Source organism: Mesocryomonas lacus, assembly GCF_055730135.2.
This window is the reverse complement of record NZ_JBUZWE020000003.1, coordinates 102,330-126,986: the sequence shown is the minus strand read 5'-3', so window position 1 is coordinate 126,986 and position 24,657 is coordinate 102,330. Positions and strand designations below refer to the sequence as shown.

Here is a 24,657-nt window from a genome sequence, read left to right as displayed (position 1 = left end):
ACACACAAAGTTGGACCGGTATCGCTGCGCTTTTGGCGGCGTTGGTTCCGGCTTGAAAAAGACTGGGAAAAGATCAGGACGAGCGGCTTTTTCGCAGCGTCATCTCCAGCGCATCGAAGACGCGCAGCGCCGCCTCCAGATCCTCGGCGGTCGCCCCGGCAAACAGGATCTGCCGACGCTCCCGCAGAGTTTCCTGGAAACGCCGGTGAAAGGCCTCGCCTTCGGTGGTGAGATGGACGCGCTTGGCCCGGCGGTCGATCGTATCGTCGATCCGCTCGACGAGACCGGCTTTCACCAGCTGGTCGAGCACCCGCACGAGGGTCGGGCCCTCGATCCCCATGGCCTCGGCAAGTTCCACCTGCCGCAGGCCCTCGCCGAAGCGGGCGAGATAGCGCACCGGCAGGAAGCTCGCCTCGGAGAGGCCGTGCGGTTCCAGCAGCACATCGATCTCCCGGCGAAGGAGCCGCGAGAGGAGGTGGAGCTTGAGGCCGAAATCCTCGAGCGACAACATGGCGGATGTCCAAACTAGTTAGCTAGGCTATCAGTCTGGTATTCCTCTTGCGAGAGGTCGTCAACCCGTTTCGGCCGCGGCGCGGGGAGGGAGCGGCGCAAGCGCCGTTCAGGCGTTTGCCGCGGCCCGCCGAAGTTCGGCGTCGAGATCGTCGCAGGTGCTGGCGATGTGGGCGGTGCTGAGCCTTGCGGCTTCGTTTCTCAACCCGGCCGCCCAAGCGTCGAACAGCGTCTCGTGCTCGTCGATGGCCCGCTCGGCGCGGCCGCGGGGTTCGAGATGCTTGACGACGTAGCGTTCGGCGATCACCTGCAGCCGCTCCACCGTCTGCACCGTCACCGGGCGCCCGCCCGGCCGGATCAGCGCCATGTGGAAGGCGCGGTTCAGCGTGCCGGCGCTGGTGCTGTGGTCCCGCGCGGCGCGGTTCAGCCCGTCCAGCGCAGCGCGCGCCTGCGCGATGTCGTCCGGCGTCAGCCTTTGCGACGCGGCGCCGACGGCATCCGGCTCGATCTTCAGGCGCAGGTCGAAGACGTCCTCGGCCTCAATGGCCGAGAGCGGCCGCACGAAGTAGCCGCGGTTCATCTCCGACAGCACGAGCCCGTCCTGTTCGAGCTTGGCGAAGGCCTCGCGCAGCGGGATCTTCGAGACGCCGAGCTCGGTCGCCAGCGCATCCTGGCGGATCGCCGCATGCGCGGGAATGCTGCCGGCGATGATCCGGTCCCGGAGGATGTCGACGATGCGGTCGGCCAGCGCCGTCTTGACGATCAGGCTCATCAGACGACCTGGAAGCCCTGCCAGAAGGGATCCTCGCGGTCGATCCAGATCGTGTTGAAGCCGGTGGCCACAGCCGATCCCTCGATCGACGGCACGATCGCGGTCTCGCCACCAAGCGTCGTTTCGGCCTCCACGGTACCGACGAAGCGGCTGCCAATATAGCTCTCGTGCACGAAGGTCTGCCCGGGCTGGAGGCGGCCGGTAGCGGCAAGATGGGCGAGTCGGGCTGAAGTGCCGGTGCCGCAAGGCGAGCGGTCTATCGCCTTGTCGCCGTAGAACACGGCATTGCGACCATCGGCGCCGTCGCCGCGCGGCACGTCCGCCCAGAGCACGTGGCTGACGCCGCGGATGGTCGGGTCGAGCGGGTGCACCGGCTCGAATTTCTGCCGGACAAGGTTGCGCACCAGCGTCGACAGTTCGACGATGCGGCTCGCGCCGAGCGCGTCGAGCCCGGCATAGGCGCCCTGCGGCTCGACGATGGCGTAGTAGTTGCCGCCATAGGAGACGTCGACGGTCAGCGGGCCGAAGTCCGGCACGTCGATTTCGATGCCGCGCGCGGCGACGTAGGCGGGAACGTTGGTGATCTTCACCGAGGTCACCTTGGCGCCCTCGGTGGCATAGCCGATGTCGATCACCCCGGCCGGCACCTCGACGCGCAGCCGGCCCGGCGTGCGCGGCTGGATCAGGCCATGCTCGAGCCCGAAAGTGATCATGCCGATGGTGCCGTGGCCGCACATCGGCAGGCAGCCGCTGGTCTCGATGAACAGGATGCCGATGTCGGTGTCCGCTTGCGTCGGCGGGTAGAGGAAGCCGCCCGACATCATGTCGTGGCCCCGTGGCTCGAAGCAGAGGCCGGTGCGGATCCAGTCGAAGCGCGCCAGGAAATCCTGGCGGCGCTCCGACATCGAGCTTCCCTGCAGCAGCGGCGCGCCGCCGACCACCAGCCGCACCGGATTGCCGGCGGTATGGCCGTCGATGCAGAAGAAGGTGTGGCGCATCAGGCGGCCTTGGACATGGTCAGCGTCGGCCGGGTCGCCGCGGCCTTCTCGACCATCGCCGTCACTTCCGCGCGCCGCTCGCCGGTGAGCGGCATGCGGGGCATACGCACGCGCTCGGAGCCGCGGCCCATGATCTGCTCGGCCAGCTTGATCGACTGCACGAGGTCGTGCTCGGCATCGAGGTGCAGGAGCGGCATGAACCAGCGGTAGATCATGCGCGCGGTCTCCCAGTCGCCGCGGTCGCAGGCGGCGACGAGCTGGACCGACTCGGCCGGGAAGGCGCTGGTCAGGCCGGAGACCCAGCCCTTGGCGCCGAGCATCAGCCCTTCCAGCGCGACGTCGTCGAGGCCGGCGAAGAGGTCGAAGCGATCACCGAAATCGTTGATGAGGTCGGTGAAGCGGCGCGGGTCCGGGGCGCTTTCCTTGACCGCGAGGATGTTCGGCACGTCCTCCAGCGCCCGCAGCACGTCGGCGCCGATGTTGACGCGGTAGGCCGGCGGGTTGTTGTAGAGCATGATCGGCAGGCTGGTCGCTTCGGCAACGGCGCGGAAGTGGGCGACGAGCTCTGCGGGCTTCGGCACGTACACCATGGCCGGCAGCACCATCAGGCCGTCGGCGCCGAGTTTCTCGGCGTCCTTGGCATAGGCGACGGCCCGGCGGGTGTCGAACTCGGAGACGCCTGTCAGCACCGGCACGCGGCCGGCGACCACCTCGACGGCGGCCTTCAGGATCGTGCGCTTCTCCTCGCCGTCGAGCGAATTGTTCTCGCCGCAGGTGCCCATCAGGATCAGGCCGTTGACGCCGTCGCGCACCAGCGCATCCTGCACGCCCTGCGTCGCCTCGACGTCGACCGACATGTCCTCGCGGAACTGCGTCGTGACTGCGGGAAATACGCCATGCCAACCGGTCTTCGCCATCTCGGGCTCCTCTTGATCTCAAAATCGTATAATATATACGATACTGTGAAGCGGAGGGTGTCAAGTGGGCGACAAGCGGACGGTGGTGGTGGGCGGCGGCATCGTCGGCCTGTGTTCGGCGCTGGCGCTCCAGCGGCAGGGCGTTCCGGTGCTGCTCGTCGATCCCGCGCGCGCCGTGCCGCCGGCATCCTGGGGGAATGCCGGCCATGTCGCGATCGAGCAGGTGGTGCCGCTGGCGTCGATGGCGACACTGACGTCCGCGCCGCGCCGGCTGACCGTGCGCGGCGGGGCGCTGTCGCTGCCGCCGAGCGACGTCCGGCGCTGGCTGCCCTTCGCGCTGCGCCTCGCAAGGGCCTCGACGCCGGCCCGTCACGCCGAGGGCCATGCGGTGTTGGTGGGGCTGCTGGCCGGGGCGATGCCGGCCTGGCATCGTCTGGCGGGGAGCCTTGGCGCAGAGGGTGTCCTCATCGAGAACGGCCATGCCGTCGTCTGGCATGATCCCCGCGCCGCCGCTGCCGGCGTCGCCGCCTGGCAGCGGGCCGATACCGGGACGGCACGTTTCCATGTAGCGGACGCGGCCGAGCGGGCCGCGCTCGGCCGCGTGATGGCACAGCCGCCGACGGCCGCGGTCATCTTCGAGAACACCGGCAAGGTCACCGATCCCGGCGCTGTGATGGCGGGGTTGCGACAGGCGTTCGCGGCAGCGGGTGGCACCGTCCTTGCCGGCCTCGTTCGGGGCGTCGGGCTGGAGGACGGCAAGGCGGTGCTGCATCTTGCTTCTGGCGCCAAGCTGTCGCCGGAAGCGCTGCTGATCGCTGCGGGCGTCGAGTCCGGCGAGCTTCTGCGGCCGCTCGGCCTGTCGGTGCCGATCATCGCCGAGCGCGGCTATCACATCCAGGCCGCCGACCACCGCTGGCCGGAAGGCCTGCCGCCGGTGGTGTTCGAGGAGCGGTCGATGATCGTCACGCCGTTCGAGAGCGGCCTCCGGGCGGCCGGCTTCGTCGAGTTCGGCAGCTTCGACAAACCCGGCAGTCCGCGCCGGTGGGAGACGCTGGAACGACACGTCGCCGAGCTCGGCTTGCCAGTGGCAGCCCCCTTCAGCCGCTGGGTCGGGGCGCGGCCGACGCTGCCCGATTATCTCCCCGCCATCGGCCGAGCCCCGCAGGCCGCAAACCTGTTCTACGCCTTCGGCCACCAGCATCTCGGCCTGACGCTCGGCCCGCTGACCGGGGAGCGCGTTGCCGGCTTGATGACCGGCCGCGAGCCTGCCCAGCCGGCGCTTTCGCTGGCACGTTTCGGCTGAACCGGCCGAGGTTTCGGAAGACGGAGCGCCCCTCGGGCGTCGTGCATGGCGCCCGGCTTTCTAGCTTCTGAGGAAGGCCAGGATGTCGGCGTTGATCACGTCCGCATGGGAGGTGGCCATGCCGTGCGGAAAGCCCTCATAGGTTTTCAACGTTCCTTTCGGCAGCAGTTTTGCGGCAAGCGGGGCCGAGGCGGCGTAGGGGACGATCTGATCGTCGGTGCCGTGCATCACGAGCACCGGCACGTCGATCGACTTCAGGTCTTCGGTGAAGTCGGTCTCGGAGAAGGCCTTGATGCACTCGTAATGAGCGTGGATCGAGCCCATCATGCCTTGCCGCCACCAGTTCTCCCTCACGCCCTCGGAGACCTTCGCGCCGGCGCGGTTGTAGCCGTAGAAGGGACCTGCCGGGAGGTCGCGGTAGAACTGGGCCATGTCGTCCGCCAGCGCCTTTCGCAGGCCGTCGAAGACCGCCATCGGCAAGCCGCCGGGATAGGCTTCCGTCTTCAGCATGATCGGCGGCACGGCGCCGATGAGCACGGCCTTGGCGACGCGGCTGGTGCCGTGCCGGCCGAGATAGCGCGCGACTTCGCCGCCACCGGTGGAATGGCCGATGTGCACGGCGTTCTGGAGGTCAAGCGCCGCTGCGAGCGCGGCGACATCGTCGGCATAGGTGTCCATCTCGTTGCCGGTGGTCGTCTGGCCCGAGCGGCCGTGGCCCCGACGGTCGTGCGCGATGACGCGAAAGCCGTGCTGCACGAAGAACAGCATCTGGCTGTTCCAGTCGTCGGCCGAGAGTGGCCAGCCGTGATGGAAGACGATGGGCTGTCCGCTGCCCCAGTCCTTGTAGAAGATTTCGGTGCCGTCCTGCGTATGGATCGTCGGCATGCGGTTCTCCTCAGGGAACTGTCGGGACGGGCCGATAGGCCGGCGCCGGCACTGCTTCGCCTTACTTAAAAACGCCGGGGCGGGAGTGTCCATGCCTGGTTCGGTGGGTGGCAAAGCTTGCCGGGCGGGACGGCCTCGGTACTTTCCATGGCAACGGCGGATATGGTCTAAGGCCGGCGGGCCGGTGCCGGCCGATGCGATGCGAGGATTTCCATGTTCCAGAACTTCGACGACGCCATCGACTTCAGCCAGAGCGCCGGCCGGGTCGCGCGGCTGCGTCAGATCATGGCCGATCAGGGGATCGACGGCTTCGTCATCCCCCGCGCCGACGAGCACCAGGGCGAGTACATCCCGGACTCGGCCGCCCGGCTGGCCTGGCTGACCGGCTTCACCGGCTCGGCCGGCGTCGCGCTGGTGCTGGCAGACCGCGCCGCAATCTTCGTCGACGGGCGCTATACGCTGCAGGTGCGCGATCAGGTCGACCTCAAGGTGTTCGAGCCGTGGAACTCGGTCGAGACCTCGCTGCCGGCCTTCCTCAAGGAGCATGCGGGCGGCCTGAAGATCGGCATCGATCCCTGGCTGCATACGCTGGCGGAGGTGCGCCAGCTCTCCGAGGCGCTGGAGCCGAAGGGTGGCGCGCTGGTGACGCTCGCCGGCAACCCGGTCGACCGGCTGTGGAACGACCGGCCGGCGCCGCCGAAGGGCGCGGTCAGCCCGCATCCCGAGCGCTATGCCGGGGTGCCCGCGGCCGAAAAGCTGGCGGCGCTCTCCGCCGTGCTGACACGGGAGGGCGCCGACAGCGTCGTCCTCACCGATCCGTCCTCGATCGCCTGGGTCTTCAACATTCGCGGCACCGACGTCTCGCACACCCCTTTGCCGCTGGCCTTCGCGGTGCTGCGGGCGGCGGGGCGGCCGAGCCTCTTCATCGATCCCGACAAGCTCGATGCGGCCGCGCGGGCCTATCTCAACGGCCTCGCCGATCTTGCCGAGCCCGCTGCCTTCGAGCCGGCGCTGCGAAAGCTCGGCGGCACCGTGATGCTCGACCCGCAGCTGGCGGCGGCGCGGGTTGCTACGCTGGTGGAGGAGGGCGGGGCGACGGTCCTGAAGGGCACCGACCCGGCGCGGCTGCCGCGGGCGATCAAGAACGCGGTGGAACTGGCCGGCTCCCGCGCCGCCCATCGCCGCGACGGTGCCGCGATCACGCAATTCCTGTGCTGGCTCGACCGCCAGACGCCGGGGACGGTGAGCGAAATCGTCGCCGCCGAAACACTGGAGGCTTTTCGCCGGAAGGCGGGCGACGCCGACGGCATGGCGCTGCGCGACATTTCCTTCGACACCATTTCGGGCTCCGGGCCGAATGGCGCGATCGTCCACTACCGCGTCAACCGCGAGAGCAACCGGATGCTCGGTGCGGGCGAGTTGTTCCTGCTGGACTCCGGGGCGCAGTACCAGGACGGCACCACCGACATCACCCGCACCGTGCCGATCGGCACGCCGACGGAGGAGATGCGCCAAAAATTCACGCTGGTGCTGAAGGGGATGGTCGCCATCTCCACCTCCCGCTTCCCGAAGGGCACCCGCGGCGTCGACCTCGACCCGCTGGCCCGCATCGCGCTGTGGAAGGCCGGCTGCGACTATGCGCACGGCACCGGACACGGCGTCGGCTCCTACCTTGCGGTGCACGAGGGGCCGCAGTCGATCTCGAAGCGCGGCATGGCGGTGCTGGAGGCCGGCATGATGCTGTCGAACGAGCCGGGCTACTACCGCGAGGGGGCTTTCGGCATCCGGATCGAGAACCTTATCCACATCGAACCCGCCGAAGTTCCGGAGGGTGGCGACCTGCCGATGCATTCGTTCTCCACCTTGACCTTCGCCCCGATCGACCGGCGGCTGATCGTTCCCGGCCTGCTCGACGCCAGCGAGCGCGCCTGGATCGACGGCTATCATGCGGAGGTCGCGGCCTTGCTGACGCCCATCGTCGATGCCGAGACAGGGGCATGGCTGTCGACTGCAACGGCGCCACTGGAATGCTGACCGGGCAGTGGACGGGAAGGCCTAAGTCCCGCCGGCCACTACGGTTGCACCGTCTATAAGAGCCCTTGAGCGTGCGGGGGAGAGCACTGGCTGCCCTCGGGCGTGATGGCCTTCCCGCATACTGCATTTGCGAAATCGGCATGCTGCGGTGCGGAACGGTTCGGACTCGCGGGCCCTTTGGAAGGGATTGGAAAAGCGAGGCCAGCATGGACGAACTTCCGATCGAGATCGACCGCTACCTGTCCTGGGCGCCGGATTGGGTCTCCAGCACCATCATCCTCTGCGTGGTGGTGCTTCTGGCCTGGGGACTGCACCGGATCGTCTTCCGGTCGGTCATGCGGATCGTGCAGACCCGCAGCCTGTTCACCCGCTCGCTGGTGTCACGGACCAAGAACCCGACGCGCTTGGCCTTCATGACGCTGGCCGTTGCGGCGGTGGCGCCCGCGGCACCGCTGCCCTACGAGGCCGCCGTCGTGGTCGCCCGCCTGACGACGGTCGCCTTCGTCATCCTCGTCGGCTGGTTCGCGCGGACGGCGCTGCAGATCTGGACGACCATTCACCTCCGCCGGTTCAAGCTGGACTCCGAGGACAATCTTCTCGCCCGCAAGCACGCCACGCAGTCGCGGATCCTGCAGCGGGTCGCCGAGACGCTGATCCTCGTGGTGACGGTCTCGGCCGCTTTGATGACCTTCGACAGCGTTCGCCAGTATGGCGTCAGCCTTCTCGCTTCGGCGGGTGCGGCGGGCCTTGTCGCCGGCCTCGCCCTCCAGCCGATCCTGAAGAACCTCGTCGCCGGCATCCAGCTGGCGATCACCCAGCCGATCCGGATCGACGACGCGCTTCTGGTCGAGGGCGAATGGGGCAATGTCGAGGAGATCACAGCGACTTACGTCGTCGTCCGTCTCTGGGACTGGCGGCGCCTGATCGTCCCGCTCAGCCACTTCATCGAGAAGCCGTTCCAGAACTGGACGCGAGAGGGCTCGGCGCTGATCGGCAGCGTCTTCCTTTACACCGACTTCACCGTCCCCGTGGCCGCGTTGCGCACGAAGCTCGAAGAGATCGCACGGGCCTCGCCGCTCTGGGACGGCAAGGTCGTCAATCTGCAGGTGACGGACTTCAAGGAGAGCACGGTGGAGATCCGCATGCTCGTCAGCGCGCACAATTCCGGCAAGGCTTTCGATCTTCGCTGCGAAGTACGCGAGGCGATGATGGGTTTCCTGCAGGAGAATTATCCAGCGTCTCTGCCAAGAACACGCACGGATTTTTCCGCGCCAGGTGACGAATTTCCCGTCCGGGATTCTGAGAAGGTCATCGCTCGTCGCCAGTGAAGTACGGCGTGGTCGCACCTTCGATAGCGCAATGAAAAAGGCCCCGCGAAAAACTCGCGGGGCCTTCTGAAGGGTCGATCGTGTCAGTGCCGGTTAGCGGCACATGCGGCGTGGGCCGTTGTTCGGCTGATAGGTGCCGCTGCGCGGATCGAAGCTGCGATAGCGGGCGGCGCAGGAATCGTACCAAGCCTGGCTGCGGACGGCATAGCTGCCGCCGCGATAGGCGCGTGGCTGGTTCGAGTTGGCGATCGCCGCGCCGACGCCGAGGCCGAGGATCGCCCCGCCGATCAGCGCGCCGCTGTTGTTGCGGTGGTGGCGCCGGTTGTAGTAGCGGCGGTTGTTGCCGTAGTAGCGACCACCGCGGTACGAGCGGCCCCCACGGTAGGAACGGCCACCGCGGTAATGGCGCCCGCCACCATAGCTTCTGCCGCCGTGATAGCGGCGTCCGCCATGATCACGTGCCTCGGCCTTGCTGATGCCGACCACCGGAACGTTCGACGGAATTGCCGCCGGGACCACCGAGAATGCCAGTGCTACCGCCAAAACCTTGGTCGCCAGCGACCTGAAAATGCGCATGCCTGTTCTCCGATTTTGTCATTGGATGTTCTTCGACTAACCATTCCCCACATGAACGGTTCCTGAAGGGAGCCTGGGGCGGACGTTTGCCGCGCCGACCCGCGGTGCAGGGTTAACGTAAAGTTACCGCGCGCAAGCGGCCCAACGTCGATCCCTGCCGGATGCCCGCATCTTCACGAATTCGCCAGGACGCGCTAATCCGGGCGCGGATGTCGGGTTCTCCCGGAAAACCCCGTCCAGCACAGCGGTGACGAGCGGCGACACCGGAAGAGGGACCTTTTGGCCGACACGTTCCGCATCGCGCATCTCTCCGACCTGCATTTTGGCCGTCACGATACGAGGCTTGCCGAAACGCTGCTCGCCGACGTCGAGGAGCAGGCGCCCGATCTCGTGGTGATCAGCGGGGATTTTGCGCAGATCGGCAGCCGGCGAGAATTTGCGGCGGCCCGCGCCTTCCTTGATCGCCTGACGGCGCCCGTCTTCGCGGTGCCCGGCAATCACGACGTGCCGGCGCGCAATGTCTACAAGCGCTTCGCCGACGCCTATGGGCGGTACCGCCAGTTCATCGCCGACGACCTCGAGCCGTTCCGCGAGATCGGTCCTCTCGCCATTGCCGGACTGAACACCGCCCGGCGGGTGCGGCCGGGCTGGAACTGGGCGAACGGCTCGATTGGACGGCGCCAGCTCGAGCGGCTCGAGCAGCGCTTCGCGGCCAGCGCGCCGGGCGCCGTGCGCATCGTCGTCGCGCACCATCCGCTGATGCAGCCGGAGGTGCCGGTGTCGATCCGCCTGGTCAAGCGAGCCGATCTCGCGCTTTCGACATTCGCCCGGCTGGGCGTGCGGCTGGTGCTTTCCGGGCATTTCCACATGTCCTACGTCCGCCATCACCCGCCGGGTCTCGTCGTCCTTGGCGAGGCGGGCGCACCGGCGATGATCGTCGCGCAGGCCTCGACCTCGATCTCGACCCGGCTGCGCGGCGAGCCGAACGCCTACAACCTCGTCGCCATCGGCCCGCAGCGGATCGACATCGCCGTGCGCGAATGGAGCGGCGAGGGCTGGATCACCCGCGGTACGGCGCCGGCGCCGGTCGCGATCGGCGCCGTCACCGGCTGAGAGCCGGGGCGGCGGACCGAGCCGCGAGGGGGCGCCAGGGCATCGAGGCTGGTCGGACTTTCCTTGCGGCGGGCAAGCGAAGGGCTCCCGCCCTCGCGTTCGAGCTGGGTTTTGCAGGGGTTCCCGCATCCGTCCCGACGCTCCGAAGAGACGGCGGGCGCCGGAGGCGTGGGGTTGGATGAAAGCGAAGCGCCTCCGGCGTTCCGCGCAGCGCCCGGCCGAGCTGTGGGGACCTGTCCGGCCGCCCGACGCTCCGCCCATCCTCCCACTCCGCCGCTGCCGCGCCGTTGCCACGGGCGCGCCGCCACCGGATGCCGCCGCCGCCGCCCGTGCCAAGGGCGGCCTCGCCGGGGAGGCCGGCCGCCGCTCCCCGGAGAGAGCGACGCCCGGACACCGCCCGCCATCCCCCGAGCGATCCCGGTGATCACTCGCGTCCCTCGCGGGAACGGCGGTGAGGGGAAGATAGCGGGGAAGGGCGGATAAAGGAAATTAATCTTATTTAGGTATCTAGGGTTTTGGAGATCCACCGGCTTTGATCGCGAGCGATGCGATGTTTGCGCCTATGCAGGCGCCGGCTTTTTAAACTTTCAGTGCTTTTGGGCAGGGTAGAGACTTCAAATGTGCCCCTCCTGAAAGTTTTCCGTCTCCCCGCTGCACAGGAATAAAATCCGGAAACGCAACGGGAGGGTTTGATGGGGGCAGGAAGGGAATACTTCGAGACACTCCACGCGCTGCTGGCGCAGCGGATGGAGTGTCGCGGCCTACAGGTGCTGCTCGCGTTCGCCACCCTGCGCCGGCTGACGTTGAAGTCCGGATACCGGGAAAGTCAGCCCCGCTGGCCGAAGGGCAGCGGCGACATCAGCGGGCAATGGCGGGACGAGGGAAGGCGCCGGGGAGGAACCCGGACGGCCGCGGTCGAGGTCTACATTACCCGACAGCTGCCGTCGGGCGACCCGAAGACGCCGCCGAAAGTGCCGCGGCTGCGGCCGCCGTCACCTGGCACGGGTCACAACGGCGGCCCGCCGCTGGAGGACCCACCTCAGATTCCGAAGGACCGGCCGCCGACGGAACACCAGCGCATTCGCGTCGCCAAGGCGCTCGCGCGCTGGATGGCTAAGGCTGCGGCGCGTCGTCTGCTGGGGCCGCTTGGGCTGGTCGTCGATGTGGTCGAACTCGTTGAATGGCTGAACGCGTACTATCCGGAGATCGAGAGCTATTTCGATGCGCCAAAATCACTCGACGAACTGCGGCGGCTCGCCTCTTCAAGGAAGTCGGGCTACGAGATTCATCATATTGTCGAGGAGGCTTCCGCACTGAAAGACGGTTTCCCTAACTCCATTGTTAACGGTCCCCAAAATCTGGTCCGCCTTCCGAAGTACAAGCATCACGCGATAACGGGCTGGTTCGCGCGTATTAATGAGGAATATGGAGAGCTTGCCCCAAGGGATTATCTTCGCGGAAAATCATGGGACGAAAGGTTTTCTATTGGTATCGAACGAATGATCGAGGAAGAGGTTCTTAAGCCATGAGGACAGAAGGATTGGCGAGCGCAAGCGCTCCGGTGCTGGTGGGAATATTTCGCGACATATGCCTAGCTCAGGATGAAGCAGAGATCGAAGGTGCTACTGCAAGATACAACAGACTGTTTTTTGATCGGATGAGTCTCAAAAAGGAGCTTCAATCGCGCGAAGGAGATCAACGGCGGCTGCTTGTCAAACTCTACGACGATATCAATCTTCGGGTGAGGCTGTATGCCGCCTTGGCGACGTTGGCCGTCGTACCAACGGAGGCCCGGGAGGTACTGCAGCAACTTCGTGACTGGCGGGTGCCCCCCTATAGTGGGGAGGCAGCTAGTATCCTGAACAAGCTTGACGACGGCAGCTTCGTGCCGAGGTAATAGTAAGATTGCGGAGGACATGATGCGTCGTCGCGCGAGCCACGGCGGATCGGCGGCCTTGTGTCGCTGCGCGGCGAGCCTGCATCGCTGCTGATCCGCTGCCGCCGGCTTATCCTCGAAGGACAGAGGAGCGCCGGCATCGCATCCTGCCGACCCTCACGCCCCTTGCACGTACCCGTCCAGCACGCGCTTCTGGCCGGCGCGGTCGAAGTCGACGGTCAGCTTGTTGCCCTCGACGACCGCGACGGTGCCGTTGCCGAATTTCAGGTGGAAGACGCGGTCGCCGATGGTGAAGCGGCTGGCCTCCTGGATGACGGATTTGGCCACCAGCTCGCCCTGGATCTCGCGCGGGCCGCCGGCGCGCGCGGCGGCGTGGAAGCCCTGGCGTGGCGGCGGCTGGTTGGAGCCCGGCGAGACGCTGCCGCGGGCCGGCGGCTGCATGCGGCCGGCAAAGCCGGTGGCGTCGCTGAAGCCGGGCTGGCCGCCGCTGCCGGCGGCATTGCGGGCACTGGTGCCGCGCGCGCCGGCGGGGGAGCCGGCGGGGTGGCGCGCACCGGCGGACGGGCCGGACGTATTGCTGTATCCGTGCGAAGAGCCGCTGCCCTCGCTCGCACCGAACTCGTCGTCGTCGTCGGGCGGGACCTGCGAGAACTCGTGGTCCTCGAAGCCGGCCTTTTTGGCGCTTTCGGCGGCGTAGCGGTCGGCCTTGGCGGAGACGTTGCTGCGCGGGTTGGCGCCGGTCGCGCCGCGCTCGCCGTAGCTGATCGCGGTGTCCTTCGGGCCGGAGCGGTTGCCCCAGGCGGTGTCGCGGCCGCCGGCGGCGCCGCCGCCTTGCTGGGCGCGTGCGGCCTGTGCCCGCTTCCAGCCGGGGGTCTGGTAGGAGGTGGTGGAGAAAGCGTCGGCGTCCCAGCGCGAGGCGCCGTAGCCGCCCATGCCGCCGGCGCCGTAGCCGCCATAGGAGGTCGAGGGCTCCATCACCTCGACATGCGCCTCCGGCAGCTCGTCGAGGAAGCGCGAGGGGATGGTCGACTGCCAGAGGCCGTGGATGCGCCGGTTGGAGACGAACCAGATCTTCACCCGCTTCTTGCCGCGGGTGATGCCGACATAGGCGAGCCGTCGCTCCTCCTCGAGGCCGGAGCGCCCGCCCTCGTCGAGCGCGCGCTGGTGCGGGAAGAGGCCCTCTTCCCAGCCGGGGAGGAACACCGTCTCGAATTCGAGGCCCTTCGCCGAATGCAGCGTCATGATCGAGACGGCGTCGAGCTCGGCGTTCTGCTCGGCGTCCATCACCAGCGAGACGTGCTCGAGGAAGCCGGGCAGGCTCTCGTAGAGGTCCATGGAGCGGATTAGCTCCTTGAGGTTTTCGAGCCGTCCCGGCGCCTCGGCCGAGCGGTCGTTCTGCCACATCTCGGTGTAGCCGCTCTCCTCGAGGATCATCTCGCCGAGGTCGGTGTGCTTCATCGTGGCGAGGAGGCCGGACCAGCGCTGGAAGTTGGCCACCACCTCCTGCAGCGATTTCCGTGGTTTCGGCTTGAATTCCTCGGTGGCGGCAACCTCTTCTGCGGCGGCCATCATCGGGATGCCGCGGGCCCGCGCGTGGTCGTGCAGGAAGCGGATGGCGGCGTCGCCGAGGCCACGCTTCGGCGTGTTGATGATGCGCTCGAAGGCGAGGTCGTCGGCCGGCTGCACCACGATGCGGAAATAGGCCAGCGCGTCGCGGATCTCCTGCCGCTCGTAGAAGCGCGGGCCGCCGATGACGCGGTAGTTGAGGCCGAGGGTGACGAAGCGGTCTTCGAACTCGCGCATCTGGAATGAGGCGCGCACCAGGATCGCCATGTCGTTGAGCTTATGGCCCTGGCGCTGAAGCTGCTCGATCTCCTCGCCGACGCCGCGCGCTTCCTCTTCCGAATCCCAGCCGGCATGCACCTCGACCTTGTCGTCGGCGGGGTCGGACTTTTCGGTGAACAGCGTCTTGCCGAGGCGGTCCTCGTTGTGCGCGATGAGTTTGGACGCCGCGCCGAGGATGTGGGCGGTGGAGCGGTAGTTGCGCTCGAGGCGGATGACGGTGGCGCCAGGGAAATCCTTGTCGAAACGCAGGATGTTGTCGACCTCCGCGCCGCGCCAGCCGTAGATCGACTGGTCGTCGTCGCCGACGCAGCAGATGTTGACGCTATCGCTCGCGCTGTCGCGGCGGGGCTCGGCTTGCGCAGCCGCTACGGCCGACGAGCCGGTTGCCACTTCGCCCCAGGGGGGAGGGGTGTTGTCGCCGTCGTCGACGAGGTCGTCGTACGCCGACGCCTCGATCTCCCCCCTTGAGTGGGAGATGGCCGGCAGGCCAGAGGGGGGCGAGCTGCCGCCCACCTCCACCGTTGCGCTATCGGCAAGCGCTGCATCTCGCGCGCCCCCCTCTGCCTTGCCAGGCATCTCCCCCTCAAGGGGGGAGATCGGCGCGTTCTGAGGTGCTTGATCCCGCCGCTTCGGGCGCTGGGCGAGGAGGCGGAGCCAGAGGTATTGCGAGATGTTGGTGTCCTGGTACTCGTCGACCAGGATGTACTTGAACCGCCGGTGGTAGTCGGCGAGGACGTCGGGATGCGCGCGGAAGATGGCGATCGGGTGCATCAGGAGGTCGCCGAAATCGGTCGCGTTGAGCGCCACGAGACGGTCCTGATAGGCTTGGTAGAGCTCGCGGCCGCGGCCGTTGGCGAAGGCGCGCGCATCCCCCTCGGGAATGTCCTTCGGCGTCAGGCCCTTGTTCTTCCAGCCGTCGACGAGGCCGGCGAAGGCGCGTGCCGGCCAGCGCTTGTCGTCGAGCTTCTCGGCCTGGATCAGCTGCTTCATCAGCCGGATTTGGTCGTCGGTGTCGAGGATGGTGAAGTTCGACTTCAGCCCGACCAGCTCGGCGTGCCGGCGCAGGATCTTGACGCCGATGGAGTGGAAGGTGCCGAGCCAGGGCATGCCCTCGACCGCGCCGCCGCCGACGAGAAGCCCGATGCGCGTCTTCATCTCGCGCGCCGCCTTGTTGGTGAAGGTCACCGCGAGGATCTGGCTGGGGAAGGCCTTGCCGGTGGCAAGGATGTGGGCGATGCGGGTGGTCAGCACCCGCGTCTTGCCGGTGCCGGCGCCGGCGAGCACCAGCACGGGCCCCTCGGTCGCCTCGACCGCGGCCCGCTGTTCGGCGTTGAGGCCCTCGAGATAGTCCGGCGCTTTCGGTCCGCCGCGGGCCGCCAGCGCGCGCGCCGCGATGCCGCCGGCGCGGGGGGCCGGGGGCCGGCTCTCGCCGTCGGGCCGGGACGCGCCGTCGGGCCGGCGGGGAATGCTGGAATCGCTCATATCCCCTATCTAATCGGCCGCCCGCCGGAACACTAGGGGAACGCGGTCACACCTCGGTTCCCGCCGTCCTCCGGCGCGGGCGCTGCCATCTGCGGCAATCTTCCAGATATTTGGTCGCGCCGTGGTTGATCCGGCGGGGTCAGCATTTAAGCTGAGGACCAAACCAGGGAGAGACGAGATGACCAAGACGCCCGCCATCACCCAGGCGATGATCAACGCCTATGACGAGTACACCCATCTGACGCTCGACCGACGGGGCTTCATGCAGAAGCTGACCGGCCTTGCCGGTTCGGCGGCCGCTGCCGCCGCGATCGCGCCGATGCTGGGGGCCTCCAACGCCGAGGCGGCGATCGTGCCGGAGGGCGATCCCGGCATCGAGACGTCCTGGGTCCTCTTCAGCGCCGGCGAGACCGAGATGAAGGCCTATCTCGCGCGGCCGAAGGATGCGGCGGGTTCGCTTCCCGGCGTCATGGTGATCCACGAGAACCGCGGCCTCAACGGGCATATCCAGGATGTGGCACGGCAGCTCGCCAAGGCCGGCTTCGTGGCGCTGGCGCCGGACTTCCTGTCGGCGAACGGCGGCACCCCGCCGGACGAGGACAAGGCACGCGACCTCATCGGCACGCTCGATCCCTCGCAGACCGTCGGGCTCGCACAGGCGTCGGCGGACTGGCTGACGAAGGCCGACGGCGTCAACGGCAAGGTCGGCGCCGTCGGCTTCTGCTGGGGTGGCGGTCTCGTCAACGATCTCGCGGTCGCCGATCCTGCCCTCGCCGCCGGCGTCGCCTATTACGGCCGCCAGCCGAAGGCCGAGGATGTGGTGAAGATCAAGGCTGCGGTCATGCTGCACTATGGCGGCCTCGACGACCGGATCAATGCCGGCATTCCCGCCTACCGCGATGCCCTCGAGAAGGCAGGCGTCGAGCATCAGATCTTCGTCTATGATGGCGTCAACCATGCCTTCAACAACGACACATCAGTCGCCCGTTACGACAAGGCGGCGTCCGATCTCGCCTTCGAGCGCACGACGACATTCCTGAGGACCAAGCTCAGCTGAGGAGGGCCCATGCTGCACTATCTGCATCCCGATCCGCTCGGCGAGATGCCGAACAGCACGCTGCCGCTGATCGTCGCGGCGAGGGCTGTCGGCCCCGATCTGTCGGAGAATGCCGTCCACGATCTCCTGCGCAGCCACGGCTGGCAGGGGACGTGGACCTACACGGTCTACGACTACTGGCATTATCACGCGGCCGGGCACGAGGTTCTCGTCTGCATTGCCGGGCATGCCCGCATCGGTTTCGGCGGCGATACCGGCGAGGAAGTGGAGATGACGCCCGGCGATGCGGTGATCATTCCCGCTGGCGTCGGGCACAAGCGGCTGTCGGCCTCGCCCGACTTCCAGGTCGTCGGCGCCTATCCGCCCGACCAGAATGGCGCCATCACCCGCGCCGGCGCGATGGCGCTGGTGGTCGCGGCGCGCTCGATCGGCCAGCTCGCGCTGCCGGCGATGGACCCGCTGAGCGGCGACGAGCCCGGTCGACTGGCGGCGTGGCGGTAGCGGCGGAAACCCGCAGCCCAGACCTCTGGCGCGACCCCGCCGCTTTATGGCATGCCCGTCGCATGAAAGCAGGAGAACGGGCATGACACTGGCCGACATCAGGCGCGAGAGCGTAGAGCCTCGGACGGGAACGGCCACGGCCGTGGCGGCCCTGAAGGAAAAGTTCGGCGAGCGGCTTTCGACCGGCGCAGACGTCCGCCGCGCCCATGCGCACACGACGACCTACATCCCCAACCAGATGCCGGACGCCGTGTTCTTCGCCGAAAGCGAGGAGGACGTGCGCGACCTCGTGCTGGTCTGCCATCAGCATTCCTGCCCGATCGTGCCTTTCGGCATCGGCTCGTCGCTCGAAGGCCACGTCAACGCGCCGCAAGGCGGCATCTCCGTCGACCTGTCGCGCATGGACAGGATCCTGCAGCTCAACCCCGAGGATTTCGACGTCACGGTCCAGCCGGGCATCACGCGCGAGGCGCTGAACGCCCAGCTGCGCGACACCGGCCTGTTCTTCCCGATCGATCCCGGCGCGAACGCCACGCTCGGCGGCATGGCCGCGACGCGGGCAAGCGGGACGAGCGCGGTGCGCTACGGCACGATGCGCGACAACGTGATCGGGCTGACGGCGGTGATGGCGGACGGGCGGATCGTGCGCACCGCGCGCCGCGCGAAGAAGACCTCGGCCGGCTACGACCTGACCCGCCTGCTCGTCGGCTCGGAAGGCACGCTCGGCATCATCACCCAGCTGAACCTCAAGCTCTACGGCATTCCCGACACCATCCTGTCCGGCGTCTGCCCGTTCCCGAGCGTGCGGCAGGCCTGCGACGCGGTGATCCAGACGATCCAGGCGGGCATTCCGGTGGCCCGCATCGAGCTTCTGGACGCGCTCGCGGTGCAGGCCTCGATCAACTATTCGCAGATCGACCTGCCGCACTCGCCTTGCCTTTTCGTGGAACTGCACGGCTCGGCCGCATCGGTGGCGGAGCAGGCCGAGTTCTTCGAGGCGATCACCGCCGAGAACGGCGGCGGGACCTTCGCCAGCTCGACGCGCACCGAGGAGCGCGCGAAGCTTTGGAAGGCGCGGCACGACTTCTACTGGGCCGGCATGACGCTGCGGCCGGGCGCCGAGGCGATCGCCACCGACGTCTGCGTGCCGGTCTCGTCGCTGTCGGACTGCATCGGCGAGACCCAGGACGACATCGCCGAGATCGGCATGATCGCGCCGATCGTCGGCCATGTCGGCGACGGCAATTTTCACGTGACGCTGTTGCTCGACCGCGAGAACCCGGAGGAGATCGACCGCGCCGAGGCTTTCATCGCCCGGCTGTCGCAGCGGGCGCTGAAGTTCGACGGGACCTGCACCGGCGAGCACGGCGTCGGCCAGGGCAAGCGCGGCTATCTCGAGGATGAGCTCGGCGAAGCGCTGGGGGTGATGCGGCAGATCAAGCAGGCGCTCGATCCGCGCAATATCCTCAATCCCGGCAAGATCTTCATGGCCGACTGAATCGACAAAGCCGCTGCATTCTGGCCTATCGTCACCGGAGCCCGGCGCTAAGCCGCCGGGTTATCGGATGGAGCGTCTGTCGCCGTGCGCCTCAGCGCCGCGATGATGTGTCGGGAAGCAGCGGCCTGAGGTCCGGAAGGATGGGGTCGTTCAGCGGAGGATTGGACCCTGGTCAGAGCCTTTGTCGCGATTGGCGGGCTGCTTGTCGTCGCTCTGCTCGGCGTGTTGATTGCGCCTTGGTTCGTCGACTGGACCGCCTACCGCGCCGATTTCGAGCGCGAGGCGAGCCAGATCCTCGGCCAGTCCGTCACGGTGCGCGGCGAGGCGTCCGCCCGCCTGCTGCCGTTTCCGAGTGTGACATTCTCGGATGTCGTGGTCGCCGATCCGGGCGACCGCACCAAGCCCTTGATGAGCATCGCGAAGTTTCGCATGGACGCGGAGCTCGCCCCCTATCTGTCGGGCGAGATCCGGATCTTTTCCATGCGGCTGGACCGCCCAAGGCTGCGGGTTCCGCTGGGCGCGGATGGACGGCTCGCCTTCGTCGGAAGCCGCGCACGCCTGCCGACGACGGCACAGGTGGTGCTCGAGGACGTCGAGGTCGTCGACGGGGCGGTCACCGTCGAGAACGGGCTGACCGGCCGAAGCTATGATCTCGCCGCCGTGGGGGGACGGTTCTCGGCGAAGTCGCTGAGCGGTCCGTTCAGCGGGACGGGAACGCTGACCGCCGGGGGCAAGCCGCTCTCTTTCGGCATCTCGTCCGGGCCGCTGCAGCCGGAGACCGGACTGCCGTTCAAGCTGACGGTCGACTCGCCGGATCTCGATGCCAGCGTCGTCTTTGACGGCTCAGTCAATCTGGCGGAGCGCCGTCCGACGCTCGCCGGCAAGCTGCAGGTGGCGAGCCCGCTGCCGGTTGCGCTGCCGAAGTCGGTCGACCCCTTCGCCGCCGCCGAGAAGGCGCCGATCCGCCAGGACGCGCCGGCGGTCAAGCTGCTGCCGCCCTTTGCGCTGACCTCGGCGATCGCCGGCACGCCCGATGCCTTGGCGCTGAGCGATATACGCTTGGCTGCCGGCAGTGGCGAGGTTCCCTATATCCTCACCGGCAGCGGCAGTATCGGCCTGTCGCAGCTGCCGCATTTCGACCTCGACCTCAAGGGCGAGCAGGTCGACGTCGACAAGATCGCGGGCAAGGCCACCGCCCGACCCGACACGGTGACCTTCGACCAGCGGCTGGAAGCGGCGCGCGCGGTGTTTGCCGCCGTGCCTAAACCGAGGATCCCCGGGACGGTCAAGGTGGCGCTGCCGATCGTGGTCGCCGGCGACACGACGATCCGCGACGTCGCCTTCACGGTTTCGCCGACCGACACCGGCTGGTCGGTCGAGCGTTTCGGTGCCGAACTGCCGGGACGGACCCGGATGGAGGCGTCCGGCGTGATGACGCTCGACCGGGCGATCGAGTTCAAAGGCGATCTCCTCGTCGCCTCGCGCCAGCCGTCGGGCTTCGCCGGCTGGCTGACCGGGACGGTCGATCCGGCCATCCGCGCCCTGCCGCAGGCGGGCTTCTCCGCCAAGGTCGAGCTCAGCCGGGAGGCGCAGCAGTTCCGCGATCTGGAAGTCGACGTCGGCGGGGATACGCTGCGCGGCAGCCTGGCGCGGAGCGGACCACGGCAGGACCGCGCGATGACGGCGGACTTCACTGCCGGCAGCATGGACCTCGACGCCTTGTTCGCGCTCTCGCGCCTCTTCACCGGCGAGGACGACACACTGGCGCGGGCCGATCGGCTCAACCTTAGGATCGCCGCCGGACCCGTGCGCTATGCCGGCGCGACCGCCGCCCGGATCGATGCCGACATCGGCTATGACGGCCGCCAGCTGGCGATCCGCAAGCTCGCCCTCGGCGATGTCGACGGCGCCGACCTTGAGGTCTCCGGTGAGCTCGGCGACCTTGCCAGCGACATCGCCGGACGGTTGACCGTGGCACTCGACGCAGCCGATCCGGAACGGCTGGTGGAGGCGCTCGTCCAGCGGCTGCCGCGCAGTCCGGCGCTGGAGGCGTTGCGGGTGCGGGCCCCATCGCTCGGGCCGTTGAGCCTGCGCGGCGAGGTTCGCACGGTCGAGGACGCACCGGGCGAGAAGCCCTCGCTCGCTGCCGACCTGACGGGCAAGGCCGCTGGAACCGACATCGGGATGCAGCTCTCGCTCGGCAATGGCCTCTATGCCGCAGGGACCTACGGGCGTTTCGGGCTGGAACTGAAGCTCTCCAACACGGTGCCGGCGACGCTGCTCGGTCAGCTCGGGCTGGAGACGCTGCCGGTGCCCGCGCCGTCGCCGCTGGAGCTCGAGCTGTCCCTCTCGGCGGGAACCGCCGGGCCGGTGGCCGCGAGTGCGGCGCTGCGCGCGCCGGGGACCGACCTCAATGCCGAGGGCACGTTCGACCTTGCCGCCAACGCCATCACCGCAGCCGATTTCGGCCTCACCGCCAAAAGCCAGGATTTGGGGCCTTGGCTGATCACCACGGGCGCCGCCATCGGCCAGTCGCAGCTCGATCCGCTGCCGATCGATCTCGGTGCGCACCTCGCCTTCGACGGCAAGACGCTGGCGCTGCGCAACCTGGCGGGGTCGGCCGCCGGCACCGAGGTTTCGGCCGAACTGGAAAAGGACAGCGGCGGACCGCTGACGGGCAACGTCTTTGCGCGGGACCTGTCGCTGCCTTGGCTCGCGACGCTGGCCTACGGCCGCTCGCCGGAAGACGCTGGCGGCGCGGCGGAGAGCTTTCCCGCGCCTTTGCTGCCGCCGATGGAGATGGCGCTGGGGGTGACGGCGGAGCGGCTGCGGCTGGCAGACGGTGTCGCGGCGCGGGATTTCTCGGCGACCCTCGCCGCCTCCGACGGGCAGCTGGCGTTCCGGAACCTGCAGGCGTCGGTCGCCGGCGGCTATGTCGCCGGCGAGGCGGTGCTGCGCAACGCCAACGGCATTGGCGGGCTCTCGCTGCAGGCACAGCTGAGCGGCATCGACGCCGGCGCACTGGCACTTGGGCGTGCGGGGGAAGACGACGACGCGGCGGCGGAAGAGGACACCACGGACGGGCCCGACGCAGCCGTGGCCGGGGCCATCGACGCGACGGTCAAGCTCGACGGCACCGGGCAGTCCTATCGGGCGCTGGTCTCGTCGCTGACCGGTGCCGGCACGGTGAACGTCAGCGATGCGTCCTTTGCCGGCGTCCGGCCGGGCATGTTCAGGCCGATCCTCAAGGCGGCGGATGCCGAAGGTTTTGTTCCCGGTGCCGATACCGCGTCGAGGCTTGTGGCGGACCTTGACGAAGGCGCGCGCTACCCGGTGGCGGCGGCGAAGACCGACTTCACCGTGGCGGGCGGGGTCGCCCGGTTCGCGGCGACCACGCTGCCGGGAGACGCCGAGACGCTGACGGGCAGCGCGGCGCTTGATCTGAAGGACCTCAGCGTCTCCGCCGATCTGAGGCTCGACATGCAGGCCGGCGACGATGCGGTGGAGGGCTCGGCGCCTTCCATCCTCTACCAACTGTCCGGTCCGATCGCGCGGCCGGCGCTGACGGCCGACGCCCAGCCGCTGGCGAGTTACCTCTCCGTTCGCGCCTATGAGCGCGAGCAGGCGCGGGTCGAGGCCATGCAGGAGGCGCTGCAGGAGCGGCTGCGGCTGCGGCGCGAGGCGCGCTACTACCGCTGGCGCGAGACCAGCCGGATTGCGGCACAAGAGGCCGCGGCGGCCGAAGCTGCGCGCGAGGAAGTGCGGCTGAAGGAAGAGCAGGCGCGGGCCGAGGCGACGCGGGTCGAAGCCGAGAAGGCCGCGGCCAAGGCCGAAGCGGAACGCGCGGCGGCAGAAGCGGCGGCCAAGGCGAAGGCGGCGGCGGCCGCGGCAGCGGCTGAAAGAGCCGCGGCGGCGAAAGCCTTGGCCGACCGTGTGGCCGCCGACAAGGTCGCCGCCGAGAAAGCGGCTGCCGAGAAGGCCTTGGCGGACCGGTTGGCGGCGGAGCGGCGGGACGCCGCGCAACAGGCAGCCGAAAGGGCGGCAGCTGCGGAAGCGGAAGCGGCGAGGGCCGATGCGGCTGCAGAGGCAGAACAGGAAGCCGCGGCCGCCAAGGCGATTGCCGAGGCGCGCCTTCGCGAGGCGGCACGCGCGGCAGCCCGGGCAAAGGCTGAGCAAGACGACAGCGGCGCTGCCGGCAATGCGGGTGCGGGCGAGGCCACCACGCCGCCGACGGAGCGGCGCACGCTCGACACCGACCAGATCACCCGGCCGCTCGAACTCGCGCCGCCGACCGAAGCGCCGAGGGATTTTCCTTCGCTACCCGGCGTGAAGAACCCGTTGCAGTTCGGACCGGGATAAGGTGTGCCTCGCTACAGGCCGAGGCTCAGGCTCAGGCTCAGGCTCAGGCTCAGGCTCAGGCTCAGGCTCAGGCTCAGGCTCAGGCTCAGGCTCAGGCTCAGGCTCAGGCTCAGGCGTTGGGTCGGGGAGGCGATGACGTCGCTGCCTTGTTGCCGGTCGAAGGGATGTGGTGCCCTCCGCGTCACCCTCATGAGAGATGATCGCTTCGGTGAGATGAGGGGAGGGCCTGCGTCGACCTAGGCGCTTCGCGTGTCCTGCAAACAGCGCCGAATGGCCCCGCTGATCGAACTGCGGCACTGCACCCCAAGGCGCGGCGGGAAATAGGCTTTCCGATACGGGCCTGATCTGACCTCCCACAACCGGCGCTGCGCTCGGTTGTACGCCGACGGGACCTGACCGGTGTGGTAGCCGCCTCAATCGCGCGCTGCCACCTCGTGCGCAACAGGCGCAGCCGGGCGAGGTGGTGCAGTCTCGCCTCGGGCGGCCAGGGCTTCGTCGAGCACGAACAGCCGGATGGCGGAGGAAAGGTTGGTACCGGGTGTTCGGGCGGTGTCGATTCCGGCGACGAGGGCGGCCAGAGCCGTCCGCCGATCGGCGGCAATCGTTTGAAGGCGCGTCCAGAAAGCGTCCTCGATGCTGATCGACGTCCGGTGGCCGCGAATGCTGATCGAGCGCTTGACGATCATCATCGGCTTTCAGTTGGCCGAGCGGATATCTGCCGTGCGGTCGGTGGGCTTGAGGGGGGCAGTGAAGGTTTCGACCGCCGCATCAGCGGAGGGGTTCGCACCCGCATCGGTCTGCGGCTTTCCGAGTCTACGCCCGTCGAGGCGCGACGCGAGCGTCTCGCGTTCGGTCTTCGCCGCCTCCCGCAAGCGCTTCGGAAGGCCGAAAGCCGTACGGTTGGCATCGGCTTGATCGGCCGCCGCGGCGCGCGCGAGCCGCTTGCGCGCCTGCCGGAGATTGACGATCTCGGCCATGCGCCGGCTCAGGTCTTCTTGCGAAACGCGTCCAGCGACACGACCTCGGCGTTCTTCTTTTCGGCCGCAGCAGGGGCTGGCTTTTCTTCGGTCGGCGCCTCGCCTTGGTCCTTGGAACGGGCCTTGGCCGGCAGCTTCGCCGGCGCGGCGCGCGGCGTCTTCGGCACTTCCTGCAAGGCGGGCGGCGCGATCGACACCGGCGCGTCGTCGCTCGATCCGTTCGCGGCCTCGACCTCGCGCACGTCAAACTCGAGTTCGAAGTTGACGGCCGGATCGTAGAAGCCGCGGATCGCAGCGAAGGGAATCAGCAGGCGCTCCGGGATGTCGGAGAAGGACAGGCCGACCTCGAAGGTCGTATCGGTCACCGCAAGGTCCCAATACTGGTGCTGGATGACGATCGTCATCAGCTCCGGATATTTCTCCCGCAGACGCGACGAAATCCGCACACCGGGTGCCGACGTCAGGAAGGTGATAAAGAAGTGGTGTTCGCCCGGCAGTCCGGTCTTGATGACTTCGTTCAAGACCTTCCGGATGACGCCGCGCAGGGCATCCTGCGCGAGAATATCGTAGCGGATTAGATCCTGGCCCATCGTGACGCTCTGACT

21 protein-coding genes are annotated in these 24,657 nt (G+C 68.2%); 10 read left to right on the top strand and 11 right to left on the bottom strand.

What is annotated here, in order from left to right; genetic code table 11:
• Positions 1–73: 73 nt before the first annotated feature.
• The 4 genes from ACZLZY_RS05785 to ACZLZY_RS05770 form a co-directional block, all read right to left on the bottom strand.
• Positions 74–511, bottom strand: coding sequence for a MarR family transcriptional regulator (locus ACZLZY_RS05785; protein WP_472932614.1), 438 nt, complete (start codon positions 509–511; stop codon positions 74–76).
• A gap of 108 nt (positions 512–619) precedes the next feature.
• Positions 620–1,282 (bottom strand): GntR family transcriptional regulator, encoded by a 663-nt coding sequence (locus ACZLZY_RS05780; RefSeq protein ID WP_472932612.1) that lies wholly within the window; start codon positions 1,280–1,282, stop codon positions 620–622.
• Positions 1,282–2,283 (bottom strand): 4-hydroxyproline epimerase, encoded by a 1,002-nt coding sequence (locus tag ACZLZY_RS05775; RefSeq protein ID WP_472933123.1) that lies wholly within the window; start codon positions 2,281–2,283, stop codon positions 1,282–1,284. Before ACZLZY_RS05775 ends, ACZLZY_RS05780 begins: the two co-directional genes overlap by 1 nt.
• Positions 2,280–3,197, bottom strand: a complete 918-nt coding sequence (locus ACZLZY_RS05770) for a dihydrodipicolinate synthase family protein (RefSeq protein WP_472932610.1) — start codon at positions 3,195–3,197, stop codon at positions 2,280–2,282. Before ACZLZY_RS05770 ends, ACZLZY_RS05775 begins: the two co-directional genes overlap by 4 nt.
• Positions 3,198–3,261: 64 nt before the next feature.
• Between ACZLZY_RS05770 and ACZLZY_RS05765 the strand changes: the two genes are divergently transcribed.
• On the top strand, positions 3,262–4,500 hold the full coding sequence (locus ACZLZY_RS05765; protein WP_472932608.1) for an NAD(P)/FAD-dependent oxidoreductase: 1,239 nt from the start codon (positions 3,262–3,264) through the stop codon (positions 4,498–4,500).
• Between the two features lie 60 nt (positions 4,501–4,560).
• Here the strand turns inward: ACZLZY_RS05765 and ACZLZY_RS05760 are convergent, their stop codons facing one another.
• Positions 4,561–5,385: an alpha/beta fold hydrolase gene (locus ACZLZY_RS05760; protein ID WP_472932606.1), complete on the bottom strand. Its 825-nt coding sequence runs from the start codon at positions 5,383–5,385 to the stop codon at positions 4,561–4,563.
• 213 nt (positions 5,386–5,598) lie between these two features.
• Here ACZLZY_RS05760 and ACZLZY_RS05755 point away from each other — a divergent pair, with 213 nt between their 5' ends.
• Both ACZLZY_RS05755 and ACZLZY_RS05750 read left to right on the top strand, forming a co-directional pair.
• Positions 5,599–7,419 carry an aminopeptidase P family protein gene (locus ACZLZY_RS05755; protein ID WP_472932604.1) on the top strand — a complete coding sequence of 607 codons (1,821 nt, stop codon included), beginning with the start codon at positions 5,599–5,601 and terminating at the stop codon, positions 7,417–7,419.
• Positions 7,420–7,625: 206 nt separating this feature from the next.
• A complete protein-coding gene (locus ACZLZY_RS05750; protein ID WP_472932602.1) occupies positions 7,626–8,747 on the top strand; it encodes a mechanosensitive ion channel family protein in 1,122 nt (373 codons plus the stop codon).
• Positions 8,748–8,840: 93 nt separating this feature from the next.
• On the opposite strand, the gene ACZLZY_RS05745 is transcribed toward ACZLZY_RS05750, so the two are convergent.
• Positions 8,841–9,323: a BA14K family protein gene (locus ACZLZY_RS05745; RefSeq protein ID WP_472932601.1), complete on the bottom strand. Its 483-nt coding sequence runs from the start codon at positions 9,321–9,323 to the stop codon at positions 8,841–8,843.
• 279 nt (positions 9,324–9,602) lie between these two features.
• Between ACZLZY_RS05745 and ACZLZY_RS05740 the strand changes: the two genes are divergently transcribed.
• The 3 genes from ACZLZY_RS05740 to ACZLZY_RS05730 all read left to right on the top strand — a co-directional run bounded on the left by ACZLZY_RS05740 (position 9,603) and on the right by ACZLZY_RS05730 (position 12,333).
• A complete protein-coding gene (locus ACZLZY_RS05740; RefSeq protein ID WP_472932599.1) occupies positions 9,603–10,436 on the top strand; it encodes a metallophosphoesterase family protein in 834 nt (277 codons plus the stop codon).
• Positions 10,437–11,128: 692 nt separating this feature from the next.
• Positions 11,129–11,965, top strand: a complete 837-nt coding sequence (locus ACZLZY_RS05735) for a hypothetical protein (protein ID WP_472932598.1) — start codon at positions 11,129–11,131, stop codon at positions 11,963–11,965.
• A gap of 11 nt (positions 11,966–11,976) precedes the next feature.
• Entirely contained in the window at positions 11,977–12,333 is a 357-nt protein-coding gene (locus tag ACZLZY_RS05730) for a DUF2019 domain-containing protein (RefSeq protein ID WP_472932596.1), read from the top strand.
• A gap of 156 nt (positions 12,334–12,489) precedes the next feature.
• Here the strand turns inward: ACZLZY_RS05730 and ACZLZY_RS05725 are convergent, their stop codons facing one another.
• Entirely contained in the window at positions 12,490–15,660 is a 3,171-nt protein-coding gene (locus ACZLZY_RS05725; RefSeq protein WP_472932594.1) for an ATP-dependent helicase, read from the bottom strand.
• 178 nt (positions 15,661–15,838) lie between these two features.
• Here ACZLZY_RS05725 and ACZLZY_RS05720 point away from each other — a divergent pair, with 178 nt between their 5' ends.
• The 4 genes from ACZLZY_RS05720 to ACZLZY_RS05705 all read left to right on the top strand — a co-directional run bounded on the left by ACZLZY_RS05720 (position 15,839) and on the right by ACZLZY_RS05705 (position 23,075).
• Positions 15,839–16,717: a dienelactone hydrolase family protein gene (locus ACZLZY_RS05720; RefSeq protein ID WP_472932592.1), complete on the top strand. Its 879-nt coding sequence runs from the start codon at positions 15,839–15,841 to the stop codon at positions 16,715–16,717.
• 9 nt (positions 16,718–16,726) lie between these two features.
• Positions 16,727–17,218, top strand: coding sequence for a cupin domain-containing protein (locus tag ACZLZY_RS05715; protein ID WP_472932590.1), 492 nt, complete (start codon positions 16,727–16,729; stop codon positions 17,216–17,218).
• A gap of 82 nt (positions 17,219–17,300) precedes the next feature.
• Positions 17,301–18,716: an FAD-binding oxidoreductase gene (locus ACZLZY_RS05710; protein WP_472932588.1), complete on the top strand. Its 1,416-nt coding sequence runs from the start codon at positions 17,301–17,303 to the stop codon at positions 18,714–18,716.
• 168 nt (positions 18,717–18,884) lie between these two features.
• Complete coding sequence (locus tag ACZLZY_RS05705) at positions 18,885–23,075, top strand: AsmA family protein (protein ID WP_472933121.1); 4,191 nt, start codon at positions 18,885–18,887, stop codon at positions 23,073–23,075.
• Between the two features lie 11 nt (positions 23,076–23,086).
• On the opposite strand, the gene ACZLZY_RS05700 is transcribed toward ACZLZY_RS05705, so the two are convergent.
• From ACZLZY_RS05700 to ACZLZY_RS05685, 4 genes are all read right to left on the bottom strand, one after another.
• The gene (locus ACZLZY_RS05700; RefSeq protein WP_472932586.1) at positions 23,087–23,266 is read right to left on the bottom strand and encodes a hypothetical protein; all 180 of its coding nucleotides are present in this window, start codon (positions 23,264–23,266) and stop codon (positions 23,087–23,089) included.
• Between the two features lie 222 nt (positions 23,267–23,488).
• Positions 23,489–23,764 (bottom strand): ribbon-helix-helix domain-containing protein, encoded by a 276-nt coding sequence (locus tag ACZLZY_RS05695; RefSeq protein WP_472932584.1) that lies wholly within the window; start codon positions 23,762–23,764, stop codon positions 23,489–23,491.
• A 6-nt stretch (positions 23,765–23,770) separates the two neighbouring features.
• Positions 23,771–24,052 carry a DUF4169 family protein gene (locus ACZLZY_RS05690; RefSeq protein WP_472932583.1) on the bottom strand — a complete coding sequence of 94 codons (282 nt, stop codon included), beginning with the start codon at positions 24,050–24,052 and terminating at the stop codon, positions 23,771–23,773.
• Between the two features lie 8 nt (positions 24,053–24,060).
• On the bottom strand, positions 24,061–24,642 hold the full coding sequence (locus ACZLZY_RS05685) for an SspB family protein (protein ID WP_472932582.1): 582 nt from the start codon (positions 24,640–24,642) through the stop codon (positions 24,061–24,063).
• Positions 24,643–24,657 lie beyond the last annotated feature (15 nt).